Source organism: Cognatundibacterium crateris (assembly GCF_010078235.1).
Taxonomy (GTDB): Bacteria; Pseudomonadota; Gammaproteobacteria; order Burkholderiales; family Burkholderiaceae_D; genus Undibacterium; species Undibacterium crateris.
On the sequence record NZ_JAABOS010000011.1, the window covers coordinates 24,627 to 43,887 of the forward strand.

At 53.5% G+C, this 19,261-nt stretch carries 15 protein-coding genes; 10 read left to right on the plus strand and 5 right to left on the minus strand.

Translation table 11 applies throughout. The features are described 5' to 3' along the window. The 3 genes from hutG to EYB48_RS17220 all read left to right on the plus strand — a co-directional run bounded on the left by hutG (position 1) and on the right by EYB48_RS17220 (position 5,339). Complete coding sequence (gene hutG, locus EYB48_RS17210; protein WP_162021624.1) at positions 1-810, plus strand: N-formylglutamate deformylase; 810 nt, start codon at positions 1-3, stop codon at positions 808-810. Next, entirely contained in the window at positions 807-2,177 is a 1,371-nt protein-coding gene (locus EYB48_RS17215) for a formimidoylglutamate deiminase (RefSeq protein WP_235935238.1), read from the plus strand. The genes hutG and EYB48_RS17215 overlap by 4 nt, the downstream gene beginning before the upstream one ends. A gap of 399 nt (positions 2,178-2,576) precedes the next feature. Further along, a complete protein-coding gene (locus tag EYB48_RS17220; RefSeq protein ID WP_162021625.1) occupies positions 2,577-5,339 on the plus strand; it encodes a M16 family metallopeptidase in 2,763 nt (920 codons plus the stop codon). An 81-nt stretch (positions 5,340-5,420) separates the two neighbouring features. On the opposite strand, the gene EYB48_RS17225 is transcribed toward EYB48_RS17220, so the two are convergent. Beyond that, positions 5,421-6,485: a 3-deoxy-7-phosphoheptulonate synthase gene (locus EYB48_RS17225; protein ID WP_162021626.1), complete on the minus strand. Its 1,065-nt coding sequence runs from the start codon at positions 6,483-6,485 to the stop codon at positions 5,421-5,423. 362 nt (positions 6,486-6,847) lie between these two features. Here EYB48_RS17225 and EYB48_RS17230 point away from each other — a divergent pair, with 362 nt between their 5' ends. The 3 genes from EYB48_RS17230 (at position 6,848) to EYB48_RS17240 (ending at position 9,686) form a co-directional block, all read left to right on the plus strand. Beyond that, positions 6,848-7,603, plus strand: coding sequence for a phytanoyl-CoA dioxygenase family protein (locus EYB48_RS17230; protein ID WP_162021627.1), 756 nt, complete (start codon positions 6,848-6,850; stop codon positions 7,601-7,603). A gap of 40 nt (positions 7,604-7,643) precedes the next feature. Beyond that, the gene (locus tag EYB48_RS17235; protein ID WP_162021628.1) at positions 7,644-8,573 is read left to right on the plus strand and encodes an alpha/beta hydrolase; all 930 of its coding nucleotides are present in this window, start codon (positions 7,644-7,646) and stop codon (positions 8,571-8,573) included. 366 nt (positions 8,574-8,939) lie between these two features. Further along, positions 8,940-9,686 carry a substrate-binding periplasmic protein gene (locus tag EYB48_RS17240; protein ID WP_162021629.1) on the plus strand — a complete coding sequence of 249 codons (747 nt, stop codon included), beginning with the start codon at positions 8,940-8,942 and terminating at the stop codon, positions 9,684-9,686. A 42-nt stretch (positions 9,687-9,728) separates the two neighbouring features. Here the strand turns inward: EYB48_RS17240 and lysA are convergent, their stop codons facing one another. After that, positions 9,729-10,976 carry a diaminopimelate decarboxylase gene (gene lysA, locus EYB48_RS17245; RefSeq protein WP_162021630.1) on the minus strand — a complete coding sequence of 416 codons (1,248 nt, stop codon included), beginning with the start codon at positions 10,974-10,976 and terminating at the stop codon, positions 9,729-9,731. Between the two features lie 128 nt (positions 10,977-11,104). On the opposite strand from lysA, the gene EYB48_RS17250 reads away from it, so the two are divergent. The 3 genes from EYB48_RS17250 (at position 11,105) to EYB48_RS17260 (ending at position 12,930) form a co-directional block, all read left to right on the plus strand. Then, positions 11,105-11,560, plus strand: coding sequence for an Lrp/AsnC family transcriptional regulator (locus EYB48_RS17250; protein WP_162021631.1), 456 nt, complete (start codon positions 11,105-11,107; stop codon positions 11,558-11,560). A 9-nt stretch (positions 11,561-11,569) separates the two neighbouring features. Continuing rightward, the gene (locus tag EYB48_RS17255; RefSeq protein WP_235935240.1) at positions 11,570-12,334 is read left to right on the plus strand and encodes a transporter; all 765 of its coding nucleotides are present in this window, start codon (positions 11,570-11,572) and stop codon (positions 12,332-12,334) included. Between the two features lie 74 nt (positions 12,335-12,408). Then, entirely contained in the window at positions 12,409-12,930 is a 522-nt protein-coding gene (locus EYB48_RS17260; protein WP_162021632.1) for a peroxiredoxin family protein, read from the plus strand. Positions 12,931-13,015: 85 nt separating this feature from the next. Here the strand turns inward: EYB48_RS17260 and EYB48_RS17265 are convergent, their stop codons facing one another. The 3 genes from EYB48_RS17265 to EYB48_RS17275 all read right to left on the minus strand — a co-directional run bounded on the left by EYB48_RS17265 (position 13,016) and on the right by EYB48_RS17275 (position 17,447). After that, positions 13,016-14,137 (minus strand): beta-ketoacyl-ACP synthase III, encoded by a 1,122-nt coding sequence (locus tag EYB48_RS17265; protein WP_162021633.1) that lies wholly within the window; start codon positions 14,135-14,137, stop codon positions 13,016-13,018. A gap of 287 nt (positions 14,138-14,424) precedes the next feature. Next, complete coding sequence (locus EYB48_RS17270) at positions 14,425-15,054, minus strand: YitT family protein (RefSeq protein WP_162021634.1); 630 nt, start codon at positions 15,052-15,054, stop codon at positions 14,425-14,427. Between the two features lie 188 nt (positions 15,055-15,242). Further along, the gene (locus tag EYB48_RS17275) at positions 15,243-17,447 is read right to left on the minus strand and encodes a site-specific recombinase (RefSeq protein WP_162021635.1); all 2,205 of its coding nucleotides are present in this window, start codon (positions 17,445-17,447) and stop codon (positions 15,243-15,245) included. A 352-nt stretch (positions 17,448-17,799) separates the two neighbouring features. Between EYB48_RS17275 and EYB48_RS17280 the strand changes: the two genes are divergently transcribed. Continuing rightward, on the plus strand, positions 17,800-19,113 hold the full coding sequence (locus EYB48_RS17280) for a hemolysin family protein (RefSeq protein ID WP_162021670.1): 1,314 nt from the start codon (positions 17,800-17,802) through the stop codon (positions 19,111-19,113). The last annotated feature ends 148 nt before the right edge of the window (positions 19,114-19,261 follow it).

Genomic DNA, 19,261 nt, shown 5'->3' on the forward strand with positions numbered 1-19,261 from the left:
ATGACAGCAGCTTTTCATTTCCAGGCCGGGACCGTCCCCCTATTGATATCCATGCCGCACGTCGGAACCAGCATTGCACCGGAAGTGGCGGCACAGATGCTGCCAGTCGCTGCAGAAAAAGCCGATACCGACTGGCATTTGCCGCTGCTGTACAACATGGCGCAGGGCTTAGGCGCATCCGTGCTGGTCGCTGAATATTCGCGCTATGTGATCGATCTGAACCGTGCTCCTGACAACGCCAACCTGTATCCGGGCCAGGATACGACCGGTTTATGCCCGGTCGATACCTTCCACAAACAAGCACTGTATGCGCCTGACCAACTGCCTGATCAGGCCGAAGTGCAGCGCCGTATTCAGCACTACTGGCAGCCCTACCATCAGCAATTACAGCGTGAGCTGGAGCGTTTGCTGGCGCTGCATGGACGCGTGGTGTTATGGGATGCGCATTCTATCGCTTCCGTCGTGCCGCGTTTTTTTGAGGGACGCTTGCCGGATTTGAATTTCGGTACCGCAGATCAAAAATCCTGTGCACCGGCACTGCAACAGGCACTCGCAGACAGCCTGCACAGCACGCCGGCTGCGGCTGCTTACAGCCATGTATTTAATGGCCGATTTAAAGGTGGCTATATCACCCGCCATTATGGTCAGCCTGAACGCCATATCCATGCGGTACAGCTGGAAATGAGTCAGTGCGTTTATATGAATGAAGCGGCCCCCTATGCTTACCGGCCAGACCTGGCACAGCAGGTGCAACCCGTGTTGCAAGCCTTACTGTCCAGCTGCATCGCATTCGCGCAAGGAGAGCAATGATGCCCACAAAAAGTTTATATGCACAGCATGCGCTGTTACCTCAAGGCTGGACGCAGCAGGTGCGTCTGCACTGGGATGCCAGCGGTAGCCTGACTCAGATAGAGAGCGGCGTGGCCGCCAGCGCGACAGAACAACAGGTGACATGGCTGCTGCCGGGTATGAGCAATCTGCATTCGCATGCCTTTCAGCGTGCGATGGCGGGCATGACCGAAATGGCTGGTGACACGCAGGACAGTTTCTGGACCTGGCGTGACCTGATGTATCGCTATGCGCTGCATATCAGCCCGGAACAGAGTCAGGCGATTGCCGCCCAGTTGTATGCGGAATGTCTGCGTCAGGGCTACACCGGGGTATGTGAATTTCATTACCTGCACCGTGATCCACAGGGCGCGATGTATGCACGGCCAGCGGAAATGGCGCAGCGCCTGATAGCTGCCGCGCGCCAGACTGGTATAGGGATCACGATGCTGCCTGTGCTGTACAGCTATGCTGATTTCCGTGAGCAGCCTTTGCGTGAGGATCAGCGTCGTTTTGCTACCAGTGTCGACGATATCCTCGGTCTGGTGCAGGCGCTGGAACCAGAACGTGATGCACAGACTGAAGTCGGGGTGGCACCGCATTCCCTGCGCGCAGCCAGCATGACGCAAATCCGCGAACTGGTGAAGGCTTTGCCAGCGCAGCGTCCTGTGCATATCCATATCGCAGAACAGATGAAAGAAGTGCAGGCCTGTCTGGCCGCGACCGGGAGACGTCCGGTTGAGTATCTGCTCGACAGCGGCCTGCTGGACAGCCGCTGGTGTCTGGTGCATGCGACACATATGACGCAACAGGAAGTCAGTGCCGTGGCCGCCAGCGGTGCAGTGGCGGGTATTTGTACCAGCACCGAGGGCAATCTGGGCGATGGTTTTTTCGACCTGCCTGCATATCTGGCTGCGGGTGGCCGCTTTGGCATAGGCAGCGACAGCCATGTATCCCAGAGTCCGGTCGAAGAATTACGCTGGCTGGAATATGGTCAGCGTTTGCGGCTGCAGGGTCGTAATATCGCCAGTACGGCGACCCAAAAGCGGGTTGGTGATTTCCTGTGGCAGGCCGCTTTGCAAGGTGGTGCGCAAGCCAGCGCCCGGCCGGTCGGACAGTTCAGCGTCGGCTACCGCGCTGATATGCTGGTGCTGGATGATACCCACCAGAATCTGGCTGGTTTGCAGAGCGAGCATGTGCTCAATAGCTGGCTGTTTGCCGGTAATGACAATCTGGTGCGTGATGTCTATGTCGGTGGCCGCCAGGTGGTGCAGCACGGACGCCATTTTGCCCAGGATGAGATCGCCGCAGCCTATACCCGTTGTATGCAGGAATTACGCAAACTTTGACGGATGCCTGGATCTGAACCCCCCACCTTAAATAAAGGCACTGAGCTGCTCCGCTCAGTGCCTGTCGCCCGCAAGTCAGTCGGCACTTCCACGCTTTTACCTCCGCTTTCCACAATTTCATTCAGGAAAAAACCTGGTTCATCGCAGGAATACGGGTTTTGGTCACCAGTCCTACCTTTTCTTGTTGGATTTGTTATGCTGCATCCACGTTTTGCGCTTCAACCGGACTGAAGAAAAAATTGCCACAGCGGCGACATGGCGAGTGTTACTACCGGTGCCAATTCCTGAGCCGCTAAGCCTGGACGGCATGACGTTGTATCAGTCTTCATCAAAACGAAAATGCAGAAATGCATCAGAAATTTGCAGTGAATTTAACCGTTTAAATGAAATGGAATCAGAATGAAACTCAAACCTATCTGTTTTGCTGTTGCTCTGGCTGTTAGCAGTGTCGCTGCGATGCCAGCGATGGCCGCCGCACCGAAAGCAGTGGCTGCCGCCACCGCTTATACCTCTGTTGAAGGCATTACTGAATACCGCCTCGCGAATGGCTTGCGCGTCTTGCTGGCACCAGATGCGTCCAAGCCAACCACCACCGTCAATGTGACTTATCTGGTGGGTTCACGCCACGAAAGTTATGGCGAAACAGGGATGGCCCACTTGCTCGAACACATGGTCTTCAAAGGGACGAAAACCAGCGGCAATATCATGCAGGAATTGAGTAAGCGCGGCATGCAGTTCAACGGTACTACTTTCTATGACCGTACCAATTATTATGAAACCTTCCCCGCCAGTGAAGACAATCTGCAATGGGCGCTGAATATGGAAGCGGATCGCATGGTCAACTCCAAAATTGCACGCGTTGACCTTGATACCGAATTCTCCGTCGTCCGCAATGAAATGGAAATGGGCGAAAACAATCCCTTCTCCGTGTTGTGGAAGCAGCTCAGTGCCGTTACCTTTGACTGGCACAATTATGGTCACAGCACCATCGGTGCACGCTCTGACGTGGAAGGCGTGAAGATCGATAATCTGCAAGCCTTTTACCGCAAATACTATCAGCCGGATAATGCGGTGCTGATGGTGGCAGGTAAATTTGATGCGCAGAAAACCCTGGCGCTGATAGAAAAAACTTTCGGTGCAATCGCTAAGCCAAAACGCGAGCTGACCACTACCTGGACCCGTGAAGCACCGCGTGATGGTGTACGTGAAGTGACCGTACGTCGTGTCAGTGATCAGCAATTAGCTGCGGTACTGTATCCAACTGCACCTGGCAGCCATATCGATGCTGCCGCAGTCTCTGCATTGACAGAGATTATCGGTTCCTCGCCAAATGGCCGTTTGCATAAGCAACTGGTAGAAACCAAGCAAGCTGTTGGCGTTGACAATATCGCTTTCCAACTGGCAGAGCCTGGTTATGCGGTATTCCTGGCCAGCCTGTCCAAAGATCAGAATATGGAGCAGGCCAAGAAAACCCTGATCGAGACCGTGGAAGGTGTGGTTAAACAGCCAGTGACCGAAGCGGAATTGAAATTTGCCAAAACCAATCTCTTGAATCAGCTGGAAAAAACCATCAATGACCCACAAAAATTGTGTGTCGCGATGTCTGAATCCATCGCACTCGGTGACTGGCGTCTGTTCTTTATCGAACGCGACCGTATCGAAGCACTCACGATTGCCGATATACAGCGCGTAGCGCAAAATTACCTGAAGCCGGACAACCGCAGCTTTGGTCAGTTCCTGCCTGTAGCACAGCCAGACCGTGCCGAAATTCCAGCTGCACCGGATGTAGCGAAACTGGTGGATGGTTATAAAGGCCGTGCTACCGTCGCTGCTGGTGAGACCTTCGATGCCAGCCCGGCTAACATCGATAAACGCACTGAGCGTCTGACGCTGGCGAATGGCGCCAAAGTCGCGCTGCTGGCCAAGAAAACCCGCGGCGAAACCGTCAATGGCCGCATGGTGTTCCACTTTGGCGATGAGAACACGCTGTTTGGTCAGTCTGTACCCGCCGATCTGACTGCTGACATGTTGTTGCGTGGTGCCGGTAAATTGAGCCGTACTGAGATCGAAACTAAACTGGGTGAGCTCAAAGCCAAGCTCGATATCAAAGGCTCAGGCCAAAATCTGACCGTCAGCTTTGATACCGTGCGCGCTAATCTGCCAGCCCTGATGGATTTGATCCGTGATGTCTTGCGTGCCCCGACTTTCCCGCAAGCTGAATTTGACTTGCTGGTGAAGGAAAATGCAGCGGCGATCGAAGCGCAGAAAAACGAGCCTCAGGCAGTTGCCAGCCGTGCTTTAAATGCCTTGCGCAATGCGCCGTATAAGAAAGGCGATATTCGCTACACGGCGGATCTGGAGGACTCACTGGCCGCCTACAATGCAGCCAAACTGGACAGCGTAAAGAACTTCTACAAAAACTTCTACGGTGCCAGTTCAGCAGAGATCAGTCTGGTCGGTGATTTTGACGCTGCCGCAGTCAAAGCCAAATTGGCGGCAGTAGTGGGTGACTGGAAGAGCCCGTCCAAGTTCACCCGCGCTCCGGAACTGAATGTGGATGCGGCTGGTCAGGCTAAATTGCTGGAAACACCGGATAAAGCAAATGCCTTCTACCTTGCTGCATTACCATTCCAGATGAATGATCAGGCCGCTGATTATCCAGCCCTGCGTCTGGCGAACTCAATACTGGGTGGCGGTATTAAATCGCGCCTGTTCAACCGTCTGCGCCAGAAAGAGGGCATCAGCTACGGTGCTGGCAGTGGCTTGAACGTGCCTGCACTGGATAACAATGCGAGCGTCGCCTTGTATGCGATTTACGCACCGCAAAACCTGCAGAAATTGCAGAATGGTGTGAAAGAAGAGCTTGCTCTGCTGATTAAGGATGGCGTGACTGCAGAAGAACTGGCCGATGCGAAAAAATCCATCGCTCAGGAAAATAATGTGCGCCGTGCTCAGGACCCGGCACTGGCAGGCGCCCTGCGTGGACAGTTGTACCTGAACCGTACGATGGCCTTTGAAGCAGAGATGGATGCCAAGCTGGCTGCAGTGACTTTGGAACAGGTGAATGCGGCGATCCGCAAATACCTGAAACCGGACAGCTTCGCCCACTTCTACGCGGGTGACTTTGCCGGCGCTGCGAAGAAAGCGGCAACAGCGAAGTAAGTTGCACAAGACCGCCGCGGCTGGCGGTCTGAGCAAGAAAAAAGGCACCGGGTTTCCGGTGCCTTTTTTTGTATCGGCGACTTATTCAGCCTGTTTCTGACGCAAACGTTCGGCAGCAGCGCGCAACATGCTGACTGTGCTATCCCAGTCGACACAGCCATCCGTTACCGAACAGCCGTACTTGAGTTCGCTCAGATCGGCAGGAATAGCCTGATTACCTGCCGCCAGATTCGACTCTATCATTACCCCCACAATAGATTGGTTGCCATTCGCGATCTGGTTCACCACGTCGGCCATGACCAGAGGTTGTAATTCCGGTTTTTTATAACTGTTGGCATGCGAGCAGTCAACCACGATATTCGGTGCCAGTTTGGCTTTCACTAAAGCTTGCTGCGCCATCGCGACCGATACCGTATCGTAGTTTGGACGGTCGCCGCCGCCACGCAATACCACGTGACCGTAAGGATTGCCGCTGGTACGCACGATCGCTACCCGGCCCTGACCATTCAGTCCCAGGAAGGAGTGCGGGTGGGAGGCAGACAGGATCGCATTGATCGCGATGCTGATATCACCATCAGTACCATTTTTGAAGCCTACCGGTGTCGACAAGCCGGACGACATTTCCCTATGTGTTTGCGATTCCGTGGTGCGGGCACCAATCGCAGTCCAGGCGATCAGGTCGCCCAGATATTGCGGAGAAATCGGATCAAGTGCTTCGGTTGCCGTCGGCAAGCCCAATTCGCACACATCGAGCAGGAAGCGGCGCGCTTTTTCCATGCCTTCATCGACGCGGAAGGAATCATCCATATAAGGATCATTGATATAGCCTTTCCAGCCTGTGGTAGTACGTGGTTTTTCAAAATACACCCGCATCACCAGCAGCATCACATCGCTGAGCTCTTCCTGCAAAGCCTTCAGGCGCCGCGCATAATCCAGACCCGCCACCGGATCGTGGATAGAGCAGGGGCCGACTACCACGAACAGGCGCGGATCTTTGCGGTCCAGGATGGCGCGCAGGGTTTCGCGGCTTTTTTCCACGACATCGCCAGCCAGTTCGCTCAAAGGCAGGCGGGCATGCAGTTCTTCCGGTGTCGGCATGGTGTCGAATGCGCTGACATTAATGTTTTCTAATGCGGCTTGAGTCATTGTTATTTCTTAAATGAGAAGTGAGTGTTAGGGCTATACGCTAAGTGTACTAAAGCAGGTCCCAGGCAAGCGTGGGACTGCATGGGCGACGGGGGTGGTGTCTCCACGCTTAGTTCCGGATAGGATGTAGCGCTTCAGCTGAATAAATCGCTGTTTATTATGACGCAAAACCCTGTTGCGCTGCAAAACCCGCTGTTTTCCTGGTTTTACCGGCACTGTTGTTGATCTGCGTAAGAAGATCTGTTCCGGTATGCAGTTGCTGTACGTGGCACAATGGCATTCTTTTGGACTTCCGGCATGGCCAGGTTTGACCTGGCTTGCCACTGCGTCTGTCCTCAGTATTTTACAAAGCGATAGTGATTATGTTGAGCAGTTTACAAATCCAGACCTTTCAGGATCAGGGCTATCTGATTTTACCCGGGCTGGCGGATAAAGATTTTTGTGAGCAGGTATTGGCCTATGCGCAGCAGGCGGTACTGCAACAGAGCCAGCCCATCGAGTACGAAGCAGATACCCGCTACCCAGGTGCTCCGGTATCACGCGATGCAGAAGGGGGGCTGACTTCGCGTCGCTTGCTGCAGGCGTATGCGCGCGATCCTTTGCTGGCTGACTGGGCGACCGGCGCTGCGCTGAGCCAGCCCTTATTGCAATTACTGGGAGATGGCGCCTTGCTGTCGCAGGCTCACCATAACTGCATCATGACCAAGCAGCCACAGTATTCGACCGCAACCGGCTGGCATCGCGACAGCCGCTACTGGGGCTTTGCGCGCGCAGAACTGGTATCGGCCTGGCTGGCTTTGCGCAATGAGACGATACAGAATGGCTGTTTGCTGGTGATTCCAGCTTCGCACCGCTGGCAGGTGCAGCCGGAACAGCTCGATACGGCCCAGTTCCTGCGCAGCGATGTGGAACAAAATCAGGCCTTGCTGGCACAGGCCGTGCCTGTGCCTTTGCAACAGGGTGATGTCTTGCTGTTCCATAGTAATTTGTTCCACGCTGCGGGTAAAAACCATACCGTGCAGACGAAGTTTTCTATGGTGTTCACTTACCGAGCCGCCGATAATCCGCCGCAAGCGGGTAGCCGTTCCGCCAGCCTGCCTGAGATTGCATTGACCTGAATTTTTTGCGTGTTCAAGACAGTAAAACTGAGAGGAAATCATGGCGGAACACAATGTTGCCCGCTCCGTTGGACTATGCACTGCACGCATTTTTAAGACGCTTTTCTGGCTGACGCTGATGACTGCTGCGAATCAGACAGCAGCGCAAACGCAGCCATGGCAGACCTTCACCGCTTGCGGTGGATTGCAGTTTGATTTTTTGCCAGCCGCTGCCAACAGCACGAAAGCAGAAGCTGCTCCAGCACCTGCACCGCTGGTACTGGTGGTGCATGGCGGTGGCTGGAGTAGCGGTTCGCGTGAGGATTATCACGGATTACAGAGCTGGCTTAGTCAGCAGGGACTGGCCTCACTCAGCATTGATTATCGGCTGGCACCAGCCGCAAGGTTTCCTGCGCAGGCAGAGGACACGCGTTGCGCTCTGCAGTGGGTGCAGCAACAGGCGCCGGCCTTGGGCATACAGCCTGACCGCCTGGCTGGCTTTGGTATTTCAGCCGGTGCGCATTTGCTGGCGCTGACTGCGCTGCCTGCTTCGGCAGCAAAGCGCTCGCCAGTAAAGCAGGCCGCCTTGCGGTGCGTGGTCTTACATGGTGCGCCTACCGACTTACTGGCCTGGTGGCGCAGTTCGTCCGACGATATGAGCGGGCCCATGTCTCAGCGCCGGATGTTGATGCAGTTATTTGGGCAAGGCGCGGATCAGGCCGAGCCAGCTTATCGCGCTGCCAGTCCGCTGTATCACGTAAAAAACCTCAGTTTCGGTTCTGGCGGGCCGCGCTGGCTATTACTACATGGTGAACAGGATGTGACCGTGCCCGTACAGCAAGCACAACGATTTACCGATGCCATCAAGGCAGCCGGTGGGCAGGCTGAGCTGCTGCGTTTGCCGGATACCGGTCATATCGGTTTTGGCACGCACGACCGACAAGTCGCCGCGCGTGTCAGTCGTTTTTACCAAGACTGTCTGAAAAAATAGGAATAGGAGTTACGCAAAATCGTCCCGGCAAGGCATGGCGACGCAGACAGTACGCATAGTACGACAAGGAGCCATAACGCAGCTGGGGCGGTTTTGCGTAAGTTCTAAGGAAAAAAAAGCGACATTTTCCCTTTTGTAACTGAAAAAAAATTATCGTTTAAAAATGTTTCTGTGTCAGAATCGGGCAAATATATTAGTTCTTATTGACATGTAAATTGTGTGAAAGCCATTTTCCTCGTCGCTACGGCCTAATGTCGCAGGCGCTTAGCTGGTACGTCTGCATCCGACTAACCCAGCTTGTGATCCAGAATGCGACCCGCTTATTTTTTCCGTTTGTTGACTCAAGTGGTATTGCCGTGCAGTGTGATGTTGATCATGTCTGTCTGGCATCGTGACGTCGCAGCGCAACCCGGGACACGCCTGCCCATCCCGGTTTTCATGCAGGAAATGGTCGATGCAAAAGGCCAGGCTCCGAAAATGATGCGGATGGAGAATTTCCTGGATTTCGCTGCGATCAGTGAAAATCTGCAATTGCAGCCTGTGTTCTATCCATGGCGTCGTGCGATCAACAAAGCGGCAAACGGTGAGGGTTTGATTTTCGGAATGGCGCGCAATAAGCAGAACGAAAAAAATTTCCATTTTTCCCTGCCAGTGCATAGCCGTTACATTTTTCTTGTGACCCGCGCTGATGCTCAATTCCCTTTTCATGATTGGAATGATCTGAAGGGCAAGAGTGTAGGCGTTCCGCGTGGCGCTCAATTTAATGAGGCTTTCGAAGCGCATCAGGATAAGTTGTTTAAGCTGGAACAAGACAGCCCGGAGCCGCTGTCCCGGATTTACAAGCTATTGTTTAAACGCATGGATGCTGCCGTGTTTGCCAGTCCTGTAAAGAATCCCAAAATGCTGGAAAACCGTTTGCAGACTTTGCGCGAAGAGAATAAAGCCGGCTTGCCACAAATTGATGATGTGGAACTTGCGGTATTACCTAATCCCTTGATGACGGAAAATCTGCATTTCGCAATCCGATCAGACAAGGATGACGGCGTGATCGAACAATTGAATGACGCGATATTACGCGCGCGCAAAGCGGGTATCCTGGAAGATATCCGCTAAGTTCAACTGGCTCGTCAAGCTGACTTGACCGTTAGCGCCAACTCATAGTTCCAGCGCGATCAGTTCCTGTACTGTCTGGCGACGCCGGATCTGACGTATTTGCTCTCCATCGACCAGCACTTCCGGTATCAGTGGTCGCGAATTATAGTTGGATGACATCGAGGCGCCATATGCACCGGTGTCATGAAACACGAACAAATCACCGATTTCGCTGGCTGGCAAATCCTGGCTGGTCACGACACCGCCATCTTCCTGAGTGAACACATCACCGGACTCACACAAAGGACCCGCGACGACGGTCGGCCGCAGTTCAGTAGTGCGTGCCTCGCCTTCGGCTGTGAGTACGCTGATCTGATGGTAGCTGCCATACATCGCTGGACGCGCCAGATCGTTGAAGCCTGCATCCACCAGTGCAAAGAAATTATTGCCTACCTGTTTTTGCGCGCGTAATTCTGCGATCAGCAAGCCCGATTGCGCGACCAGGAAACGGCCGGGTTCGATTTCCATACTGATGCGATGACCCAGATGTGCCTCTATCTGCATTCTGGCCTGATTCCATAATTCGAAGTAGTGATCGGTATCGACAATAGCTTCACCTGCGCGATACGGTATCGATAAACCGCCACCGACTGAGATCGCCTGGATATCGCAATCGAGTAATTTGACCTGAGCAATCATCGCATCGCATACGCTTTGCAAATGGCTGTAATCCACGCCGGAGCCGATATGCATATGCAAGCCGACCAGTTGCAAGCCGTATTGCCTGATCAGGCTCAGCGCTGCCGGTAATTCTTCAAACCAGATGCCATGCTTGCTTTGTTCACCGCCGGTATTGGTTTTGCGGCTGTGACCATGACCAAAGCCGGGGTTAATTCTCAGCCATACCGGATGGCCGGGATGGGCTTGTCCCAGTTGCTCCAGCATTTGCGGAGAGCCACAGTTGACCGGGATATTCAATTCCACCACGCGGCGCAAAGCCTGACGATCCAGCAGATCGGCGGTAAATACGATAGGCGCATGGCCAGCATCGCCAGTTTGCAGCGGTGTATAACCTGCCGCCAGTGCACGTTCCACTTCGCCCAGCGAGACAGAATCCACCAGCACACCTTCTTCGCGCATCAGGCGTAACAAGTGAATATTGCTGGAGGCTTTCTGGGCAAAGCGAATCACATCAAACTGTTTCAAACGCGCGATCTGGGAGCGGATGACGCTGGCGTCATAGGCCCAGCACGGGGTCTGGTAGGTGTGGGCAATTTCTGCAATCTGACTCGGTGTGATGTGGTGGCTCATGGCTGTTTTCCGGGGCTGAACTTAGTGTAAGCTCTACTTTAACAAGCACACTTGCGGCTCTGAAGGGGCATTCATCAGTAAAATGACTGATTCCCAGCGCAATCAATGGAAATTTCACAGAAAAGCTTATGAATTCCAAGATCGATCAGTTTGATCATAAAATTTTACTTTTATTGCAACAAGATGCGCGCATTTCCCATGCCGAAATTGGCCGTCAAGTGCATTTAAGTCAGCCCGCGGTCTCTGAGCGCATCAAGCGGCTGGAAGCTTCAGGGGTGATACGCGGCTATAAGGCCGATATTAATCCGAGGGCGCTGGGTTACCAGATCACCGCCATGATCCGCGTTTCTACCCAGCAGGGACGGCCCTACGCGCAATATGTGGCAAACTGTCCGGAAATCATAGATTGCTATACCGTGACCGGCGAAGATGGCTGCGTGATGCGGGTGCTGGCCAGTGATGTAGAGCATTTACAGCGCATCATCAATGAATTGAACGCATTTGGCTCCACCTCAACGGCCATCGTATTGACGACCCATGTGGCGGGAAAAACCATTACTCCCCCTCAGATCGCTAACCACTGAAAGCCAGCTATGCATCTCAGAAATGCCCAATTCCCTGTCATCAGCTTGTTACTGGTCGCGATGCCCATGGTCTGTGTCGCTGAAGAAGAGCCGATTTCACCGTATCGGCCATCGGTATCCAATTCTGCTCAGTTACCCGCAGTGGGACAATTAGAGCTGGAGCTGGGCATGCTGACTGCCAGCAGCGATAGCCGGCGGCAAAGTCTGCCGTATCTGATGAAGCTGGCCTGGTCAGAACAATGGGGTGTATTGCTCGGCGGTGAAGCCAGAATACGCAATACACAAGCCGGAGTGCTGGAACAGGGTGTGGGCGACACCAACCTGGTACTCAAGCGCGCCTTTATCATGAATAAGGAGACCGCATTCGGACTGGAACTCAGTGTGAAATTGCCGACTGCCGGTTCCGTGCTCGGTTCCGGTCAGCGTGATTATGGCCTCAACAGTATTTACAGCCAGGATCTGGGCGACTGGCATGTTGACAATAACCTCAATGCGACGCGCCTGGGTGTTTGCGATCCGGGTACTTCATGCTGGCAAACTGGCTTGTCTTCAGCCTGGACGTATAGCCTCAGCGATAAAACCAAATTACTCGGAGAATGGTCAGGTACCCAGCGCCGTGGTAGCAAGCCGCAATCGCAAATCCTGCTGGCAGCCAGCTACAGTCCGACACCGCGCCTGAGTTTCGATCTTGGCGTGACTAAGGGCATGAGCCAGGCAGCGAATAACTGGACCTGGTTTACAGGTGTTGTCGTGCCGCTGGCTAAACTGTTCTGAGTCAAGCTGGCGACCTGCGCAACTCGTATAATAGGCAGCCTTGCTAACCGTTTTATTCATACCCTGGATACCCTATGTTGGAACCCTCTTCTCCACGTAAATTGAAAATTTTCATCGTGATCGCGGTACTTGCGCTGGCTGTGCTGGGGATAGTGCTGGTGAAATCGGATTCCGCCAAAGCGGTGATGCCTGAAGTGAGTTTCACCAATCTGAAAGGTGAAAAAATCAGCGCACAAAGCCTGCGTGGCAAAGTGGTGATGGTGAATTTCTGGGCGACTTCCTGCACTACCTGTATCGCGGAAATGCCGGAGATGGTGAAGACCTATCAGCGTTTTCATGCGCAGGGTCTGGAGTATATAGGCGTAGCCATGAGCTATGACCCGCCGAATTATGTGATTAATTATGCGGAAACCCGTCAGCTGCCGTTTCATATCGCACTGGATACCAATGGCGGTATCGCACGCGCTTTCAATGATGTGAAACTGACGCCGACCACCTATGTGATCGGCAAGGATGGCGTGATCCTCAAGCGTTATGTGGGACAGCCTTCTTTCGAGGAATTGCATCAATTACTGGAGCAAGCTTTAAAGGTCTGAATCTGCTTGCCAGCGTTGCTGAGCGCCCGAAAGTAAAAATGCCGCGATGTTGTTCGCGGCATTTTTTTTGCTGTCAGTGTTGCGATCAGCGTTTCTTGACGACGACGCAGCCTATGGAGTAACCAGCGCCGAAAGAGCAGATTACACCGAGCTGACCACTATCCAGATTTTCCTGGTGTTTGTGGAAAGCGATGATGGAACCAGCCGATGAGGTATTGGCATAAGTATCGAGGATGGTCGGCGATTCTTCCGCAGTCGCATCGCGACCCAGGATCAGGCGTGCGATCAGCAGGTTCATATTCAGATTCGCCTGATGCAGCCAGAAGCGCTTCACATCGGTGATCGCCAGGCCGGATTGCTGCACGGTGCTGGTAATCATTTCTGCGGCCATAGGACAGACATCTTTGAATACTTTACGGCCTTGCTGGCGGAACAGTTTATCGGACTTGCCGACACCGCTTTCATCCGCGCGGTTTAAGAAGCCGAAGTTATTGCGTATGTTATTGGAGAACGAAGTTTTGAGCTTCAGACCGACGATTTCAAACTGATTGTCAGAGCTGGCCAGATCAGCACGCTCGAGCAGAATCGCGGTACAGGCATCACCGAAAATAAAGTGGCTGTCGCGATCACGCCAGTTCAGATGACCGCTGGTGATTTCCGGATTCACGACCAGCACGGCGCGAGCCTGGCCGGACTGAATCGCAGTAACAGCCGCCTGAATACCAAAGGTGGCTGAAGAACAGGCCACATTCACGTCATAGCCATAACCATCTATTCCAAGTGCACTCTGGATTTCGACTGCCATCGCCGGATAGGCGCGCTGCATATTCGATGCGGCGCAAATCACTGCATCGACATCAGCTGCGTTACGGCCCGCATTTTGCAAAGCCTGGGTAGCTGCAGCGACGGCCATTTCGCACATGATGGAATGTTCTTCATCGCTGCGCTCAGGCAGCACCGGTACCATACGGTTTACGTCCAGTACACCGGATTTATTCATCACATAACGGGATTTAATACCGGACGCTTTTTCGATAAAAGCCACGCTGGATTCTTCCAGTGCTTTCACGCTGCCGTCCGCGATTGCTGCCGCATGTTCCGCATTGAATTGATTGACGTAGGCATTGAAGCAGACGATCAGTTCTTCGTTGGAGATGGATTCGGAAGGGGTGTACAGGCCGGTGCCGCTGATGACGACTGTGTGCATCGCTGGATTCATCGTGTTCTTTCTTAGTCCGGACACCGTGAGTCGTCGCTGTTAGCCGCTGTGGCATGCGCAGGCTGACTGGCTGATTGTGCCCTTGAGTTGTACGGAGGTTGCGCAAAATGCGCGACGTTGTCGCTCAATTCTACACAGAAACCTTCTTTGTTTTACTGTCATTTTCCAGAAATAGAGTGCTTGTTCCAGAAAATCCTGAATCTGATTTTGTTGCAATACAGCATACGTAAGCTGATTTACAGTGCCAATTTACGCCGCCGATTTATACCGCCGATTTATACCGCCATATAGCGACCCGGCCTGTGATTCAGACTGATCGCCAGATTCAGTGCAAAGGCACCCAGCACCGATGCCAGCAAGGCGACTGGCGTGACCACGCTCAGCGAAGCCATTACGATGCAAATATCTACGCCCATTTGCAACTTACCCGCACGTATGCCTCGGCTTTGTTGCAGATACAGCGCGAGGATATTGATGCCGCCCAGACTGGCCTGATGGCGAAACAGCACAATAAAACCTACCCCCATCAGCAATCCGCCCATCAGTGCCACATAAAATGGCGTGACCAGATTGCTGTCAAGCAGATGCAGTAAGCGCGGATGCAGGCCAGACAATAGCGACACCAGCGCTACCGAGCAAAAGGTTTTCAAGGTGAACTTCCAGCCCATGCGCTTCCAGGCCAGATAGTAGAAGGGCAGGTTGATGACAAAAAATACCGTACCAAAACTGAGTCCGGTGCGGTAATGCACCAGAAACGCTAAACCTGCGGTACCGCCGGTCAGTAAGCCGGCCTGATTGAACAGCGCCACGCCTAAGGAAACAAACAAGGTGCCAGTTAGTATCGCCAGTATGTCTTCGAGCACGGTGTGCGGCACAAAACGGCGGGATAAGGGGGGTGTCGACATAGGGAGATGGGCGAAGTCTGCTGTGCGCTAGGGAAGGCCTATTGTAGGTGCCGCCACAGTCGCCGTTCTGCCCTTAGAACGCAGGATTGCGCTGCATCAAGTGCTCTGTTCTGGAAAAAAAGCGTCTGACCACAATGCAGGTGGTCAGACGCCTGTTTTTACAGCAGCGATTCTTACAATAGTGATACCTACAGCAGCGATTGCTGACGCGCTGGAGTAGTGGATTCCGACGAGTCGCCATTGTTTGCTGGCGCTTCGTCGCCAGTGATGGCCTGATCGGCTGCTTGTGTGCCAGCTTCAGGCAGGTCGTTGAAATTTGGCTCGGTGCGATGCTCGTCACCGGTAGCAGGGGTGGATGCTAACCCATCGCAGTCGTCTGCTGCAGGCTGCTTTGTTTCTGCTGCTGGTTGTGGCGCTTTTTCGGGTAGAAAGAAGTCACGGGCACCGGTTCTGAAACGACGCCATAGCAAGCCCAGTAAATGGCTGCCCTTGCCAAAACTGACGCGGCGCGAACGCAGGGCCACCAGCAGGGCCAGGCTGAAACTCACACCCAGGTTGACCAGGCCGATCAGCAGTATGCTCAGCAAGGTGTACAGTATCAGGTGCCAGTCCATCTGATGTTCCAGTCCGACCAGTGCAAACGCGAAGTTGGCGCTGGAAAAAGTGATATGGCGTATATCGACCGGCAAACCAAAGAACTGACCGAACTGGCCGATGGAACCCAGCATGATGCCGAAGAAGAAATTCCCTGCCAGCGCACCCAGATTATTGCCTATGTATTCGGTCACGCGCTGTAATCTGGCTTCGCCCAGCACCGCACGCAGCCAGCCGAGTTGCCGCAGACGGGCGGGGATGTGCGCATAGCTGGCCTTGTTATCGTAGTAGCCGGAAATCAGTCCCGATAAAAACAGACAAACCCCGGCTATTGCCGCATGCGGCAGCGCCAGACTATGCAGCGGGTCCAGATCATGCAGTAAGTGCTGCGCCTTTTCCGGGCTGACCAGATGGTTGCCGCTGACCCCATACCAGAGCCAGGCAATGATATAGGCAGTTGGCATGGCTAATCCAATATTGCCGACTATCGCGATCAGTTGTGAGCGGAAGACTTTGACGATCAGTTCAACCAGTTCATCCAGCTTTTGTTTGCCTTCATCAATCGCACGCGCGATCAGCGCAGCTGTCATGGCGGGCTGTTTGGTGGCAATCGTGTAGTGCAGCACATGGACCAGCATGAAGCCGGATGAATAGTTCAGGCTGTACAGCAAGGCGTAGCCAAAAGGCGCCATACTCATCGCGCCGAACAGTATTTTGATCAGGGCCATGAAGCCGACGATAAAGCCAGCCCCCAGGGCTGAATGCAGCATGCCCAGCCATTCGGCGCGGGTATTGGTCACGTAATGCTCACCGCTTTTGCCAGCTCTCTCTGTGACCTGCAAGGACAATAGCTCGGTATTGCTTTGCATGAGCTCGCGCAAGCTGTGTTGCTTATTATCTGCGCAGACTAATTCCTTAAACAGCGGAATACTGATGTCTATGGTTTGTGTTGCATCCTGGCTATCGAGTATGGCCAGCAAGGTGCGCAGACGGTCCATACTCTGGGTCAGACGCAGCAGGAGCCGGGTCAGGCTGATGGAGACACCGGTGACGGCGGCGGTTTTGCGGATGCGTTGCACGATGTCTTCGCATTGCGTCAGCAGCACTTCCATTTGACGGCAATCTTCGCGACGCTGGCTGCGGTCCAGCAACCAGCCGCGATATGCCAGCACATAGTCATTGATCTCATCATTTTGGCGCAGAAAGGGAGATTCAAATTTCTCTATCGCCGGGTAATTGCGTACCAGTTCTGCTTCCAGGCCAATGGTGGTGATACGGTAAGACAGTACTTGCACCGCATTCAGAACTTCATTGGTCAGCGCCGCATGGGTAGCGCGTGGAGTGCGTGCGCGTAAGCCAGTGCTGAGTATCAGATCATGCCAGACCGAATTGGCAACCCCATTCACCCACAGATAATCTTTGGGATGATGGAAGATCTGACCGAAGATGTCTTTCACATAGTCATCGTTGATTAATGGCGGCAGCATGCGGTTAACGATACGGGTCGCCGCTGCACCCCAGAAACCGTTGTTGAGGGTGATGCCGGTGTCGGTCAGCAAATGCACCAGTTTGCGTTTGCCGATCAGATTGATCAGATACTGACGCAAGGCCAGGCGCCAGCTTCTGTGCTGGCGCAGCACGAAGCACAGCGCACGTACATTATCGGTGGCACGCTGCACATCAGTGATGCGTTCCGGGCGCAGCGCTGCGATCAGGGCACGTGCATGACCTAACTCTTTGCACTGCATATCCTGTTGCAGCGCCTGTTCTATCTCTGTCAGTATGATGTCAAAAGACATAGCTTCTCCTTCTTAGATGTTCAGAGGATATTCACGATGCGTTCGTCATGGCGGTATCCCACATATCCCACCATACTTGTCGTATTCATAGGCGCAGAATATGCTTGCGGCAAAGAATTGTCTGATGAATAAGCAGGGTTGTATCGTATTTTGCTGGCTTTGTCATGCAGCTTTGCTGGATTTAACACGATAGCCACGGGCCTCGCTGCATGTGAAGGCGTAAGAATCAGCGCCTGTTCAGACCTGTTTCTTGTAAGAAAAGTTCCTATTCGCAGATAAAACCGGCTTAGACGTATGCAAATGCTGCCAATTTAGTCTACAGTAGCGTGGTGTTCATTCTGAGAGTATGGCGTTGAATAATTTATTGCTGGTCATTGCTGCTTTTTTTCTGGTTCTGTTAAATGGCTTTTTTGTTGCTGCAGAATTTGGTCTGGTGAAGCTGCGGCAGACAAGGGTGCGCAGTATTGCGAGAAGCGCGGGATTCCGCGGCCGCTTATTGGCAACCGTACATCAACATCTGGACACCTACCTGTCCGCCTGCCAATTGGGGATCACGCTGGCCTCGCTGGGACTGGGCTGGATCGGTGAACCAGCTTTCGCGCGCCTGCTTGAGCCGCTGTTTGCACTGGCCGGTGTCACTTCTCAGGAATTGATACACGGCGTCTCATTTTTCTTCGCCTTCTTTGTCATTTCCTTCCTGCACATCGTCGTCGGTGAACTCGCGCCGAAATCAATGGCGATCCGCATGCCGGAAAAAGTCTCGTTGTGGACTGCACCAGCCTTGTATGCGTTCTACTGGGGCATGTTCCCTGTCATTTGGGCACTGAATAAAAGTGCTAACAAAGTTTTAAGCTGGCTGGGGCTGGATGCTTCCCATGGCGGCGATGCCCATTATTCTCCGGAAGAACTGAAGCTGATCCTGCGCGGCGGACATGACGGTGATAAGGAAACCCGCGATGAGTGGAGCATCATGGCGCAGGTATTGGATTTTGGCGGCCTGGAAATTTCTGACCTGATGCGACCGATTAACGAAGTGGCAGCGATGTATAAGTCCGCCAGCCTGGAAGAAAACATGGCGACGGCCATGCGCAACCGCTTCAGCCGTTATCCGTATTTCGATGAAGACGAAAAAACCGTCTTAGGCATGTTGCACATGAAAGACTTGTTTCTGGCGCAGCAGGCCGGTAAGCCTTTGGATGACCTGAGCAAACACTTGCGTCAGGTCGAATATGTGCCGCCTACCATGCCCGCGCTGGAATTATTCCGTCGCTTCCGAAAAGGCGCGCCGCATTTCGCGATTGTCGGGCACAAAGGCAGCAAGCCGGTCGGCTTTCTGACCCTGGACAATCTGCTGGGTGCCTTGGTCGGACAGATACGGGATGAATTCCGTCAGAATGAAAATGACTGGACACTGCTGGATGATGGCACCCTGATCGGTAAAGGCAGTCTGCCTTTATATACGCTGGGCATGGCGCTGGGCTTCGATCTGGATAATGATGAGGTGGAATCTATTGGTGGCCTGATTATGCAAAAACTAGGCGATTTACCGGCTGAGGGGCAGAAAATTGCTTTCGAGCGTTTCGATGCCGTTGTAAAAAAAATGAATGGACCCCGTATCGTGCTGGTTCGTATTCATCCCAAGCTGGATCCGGAACTCAGCGCCTGATCCTCTGCCTGCCGGCTGGATGGATAGCGTCAAACATCCACATCCAGCCTGAGCTGAGCAGCAATTGAACGCCGCTCAGCGCCATAGCCGCCCGCCAAACTGCCTTTGCTCGCCGCACAACCGCTTTCCCCGCTCTTCCACCTTCTCT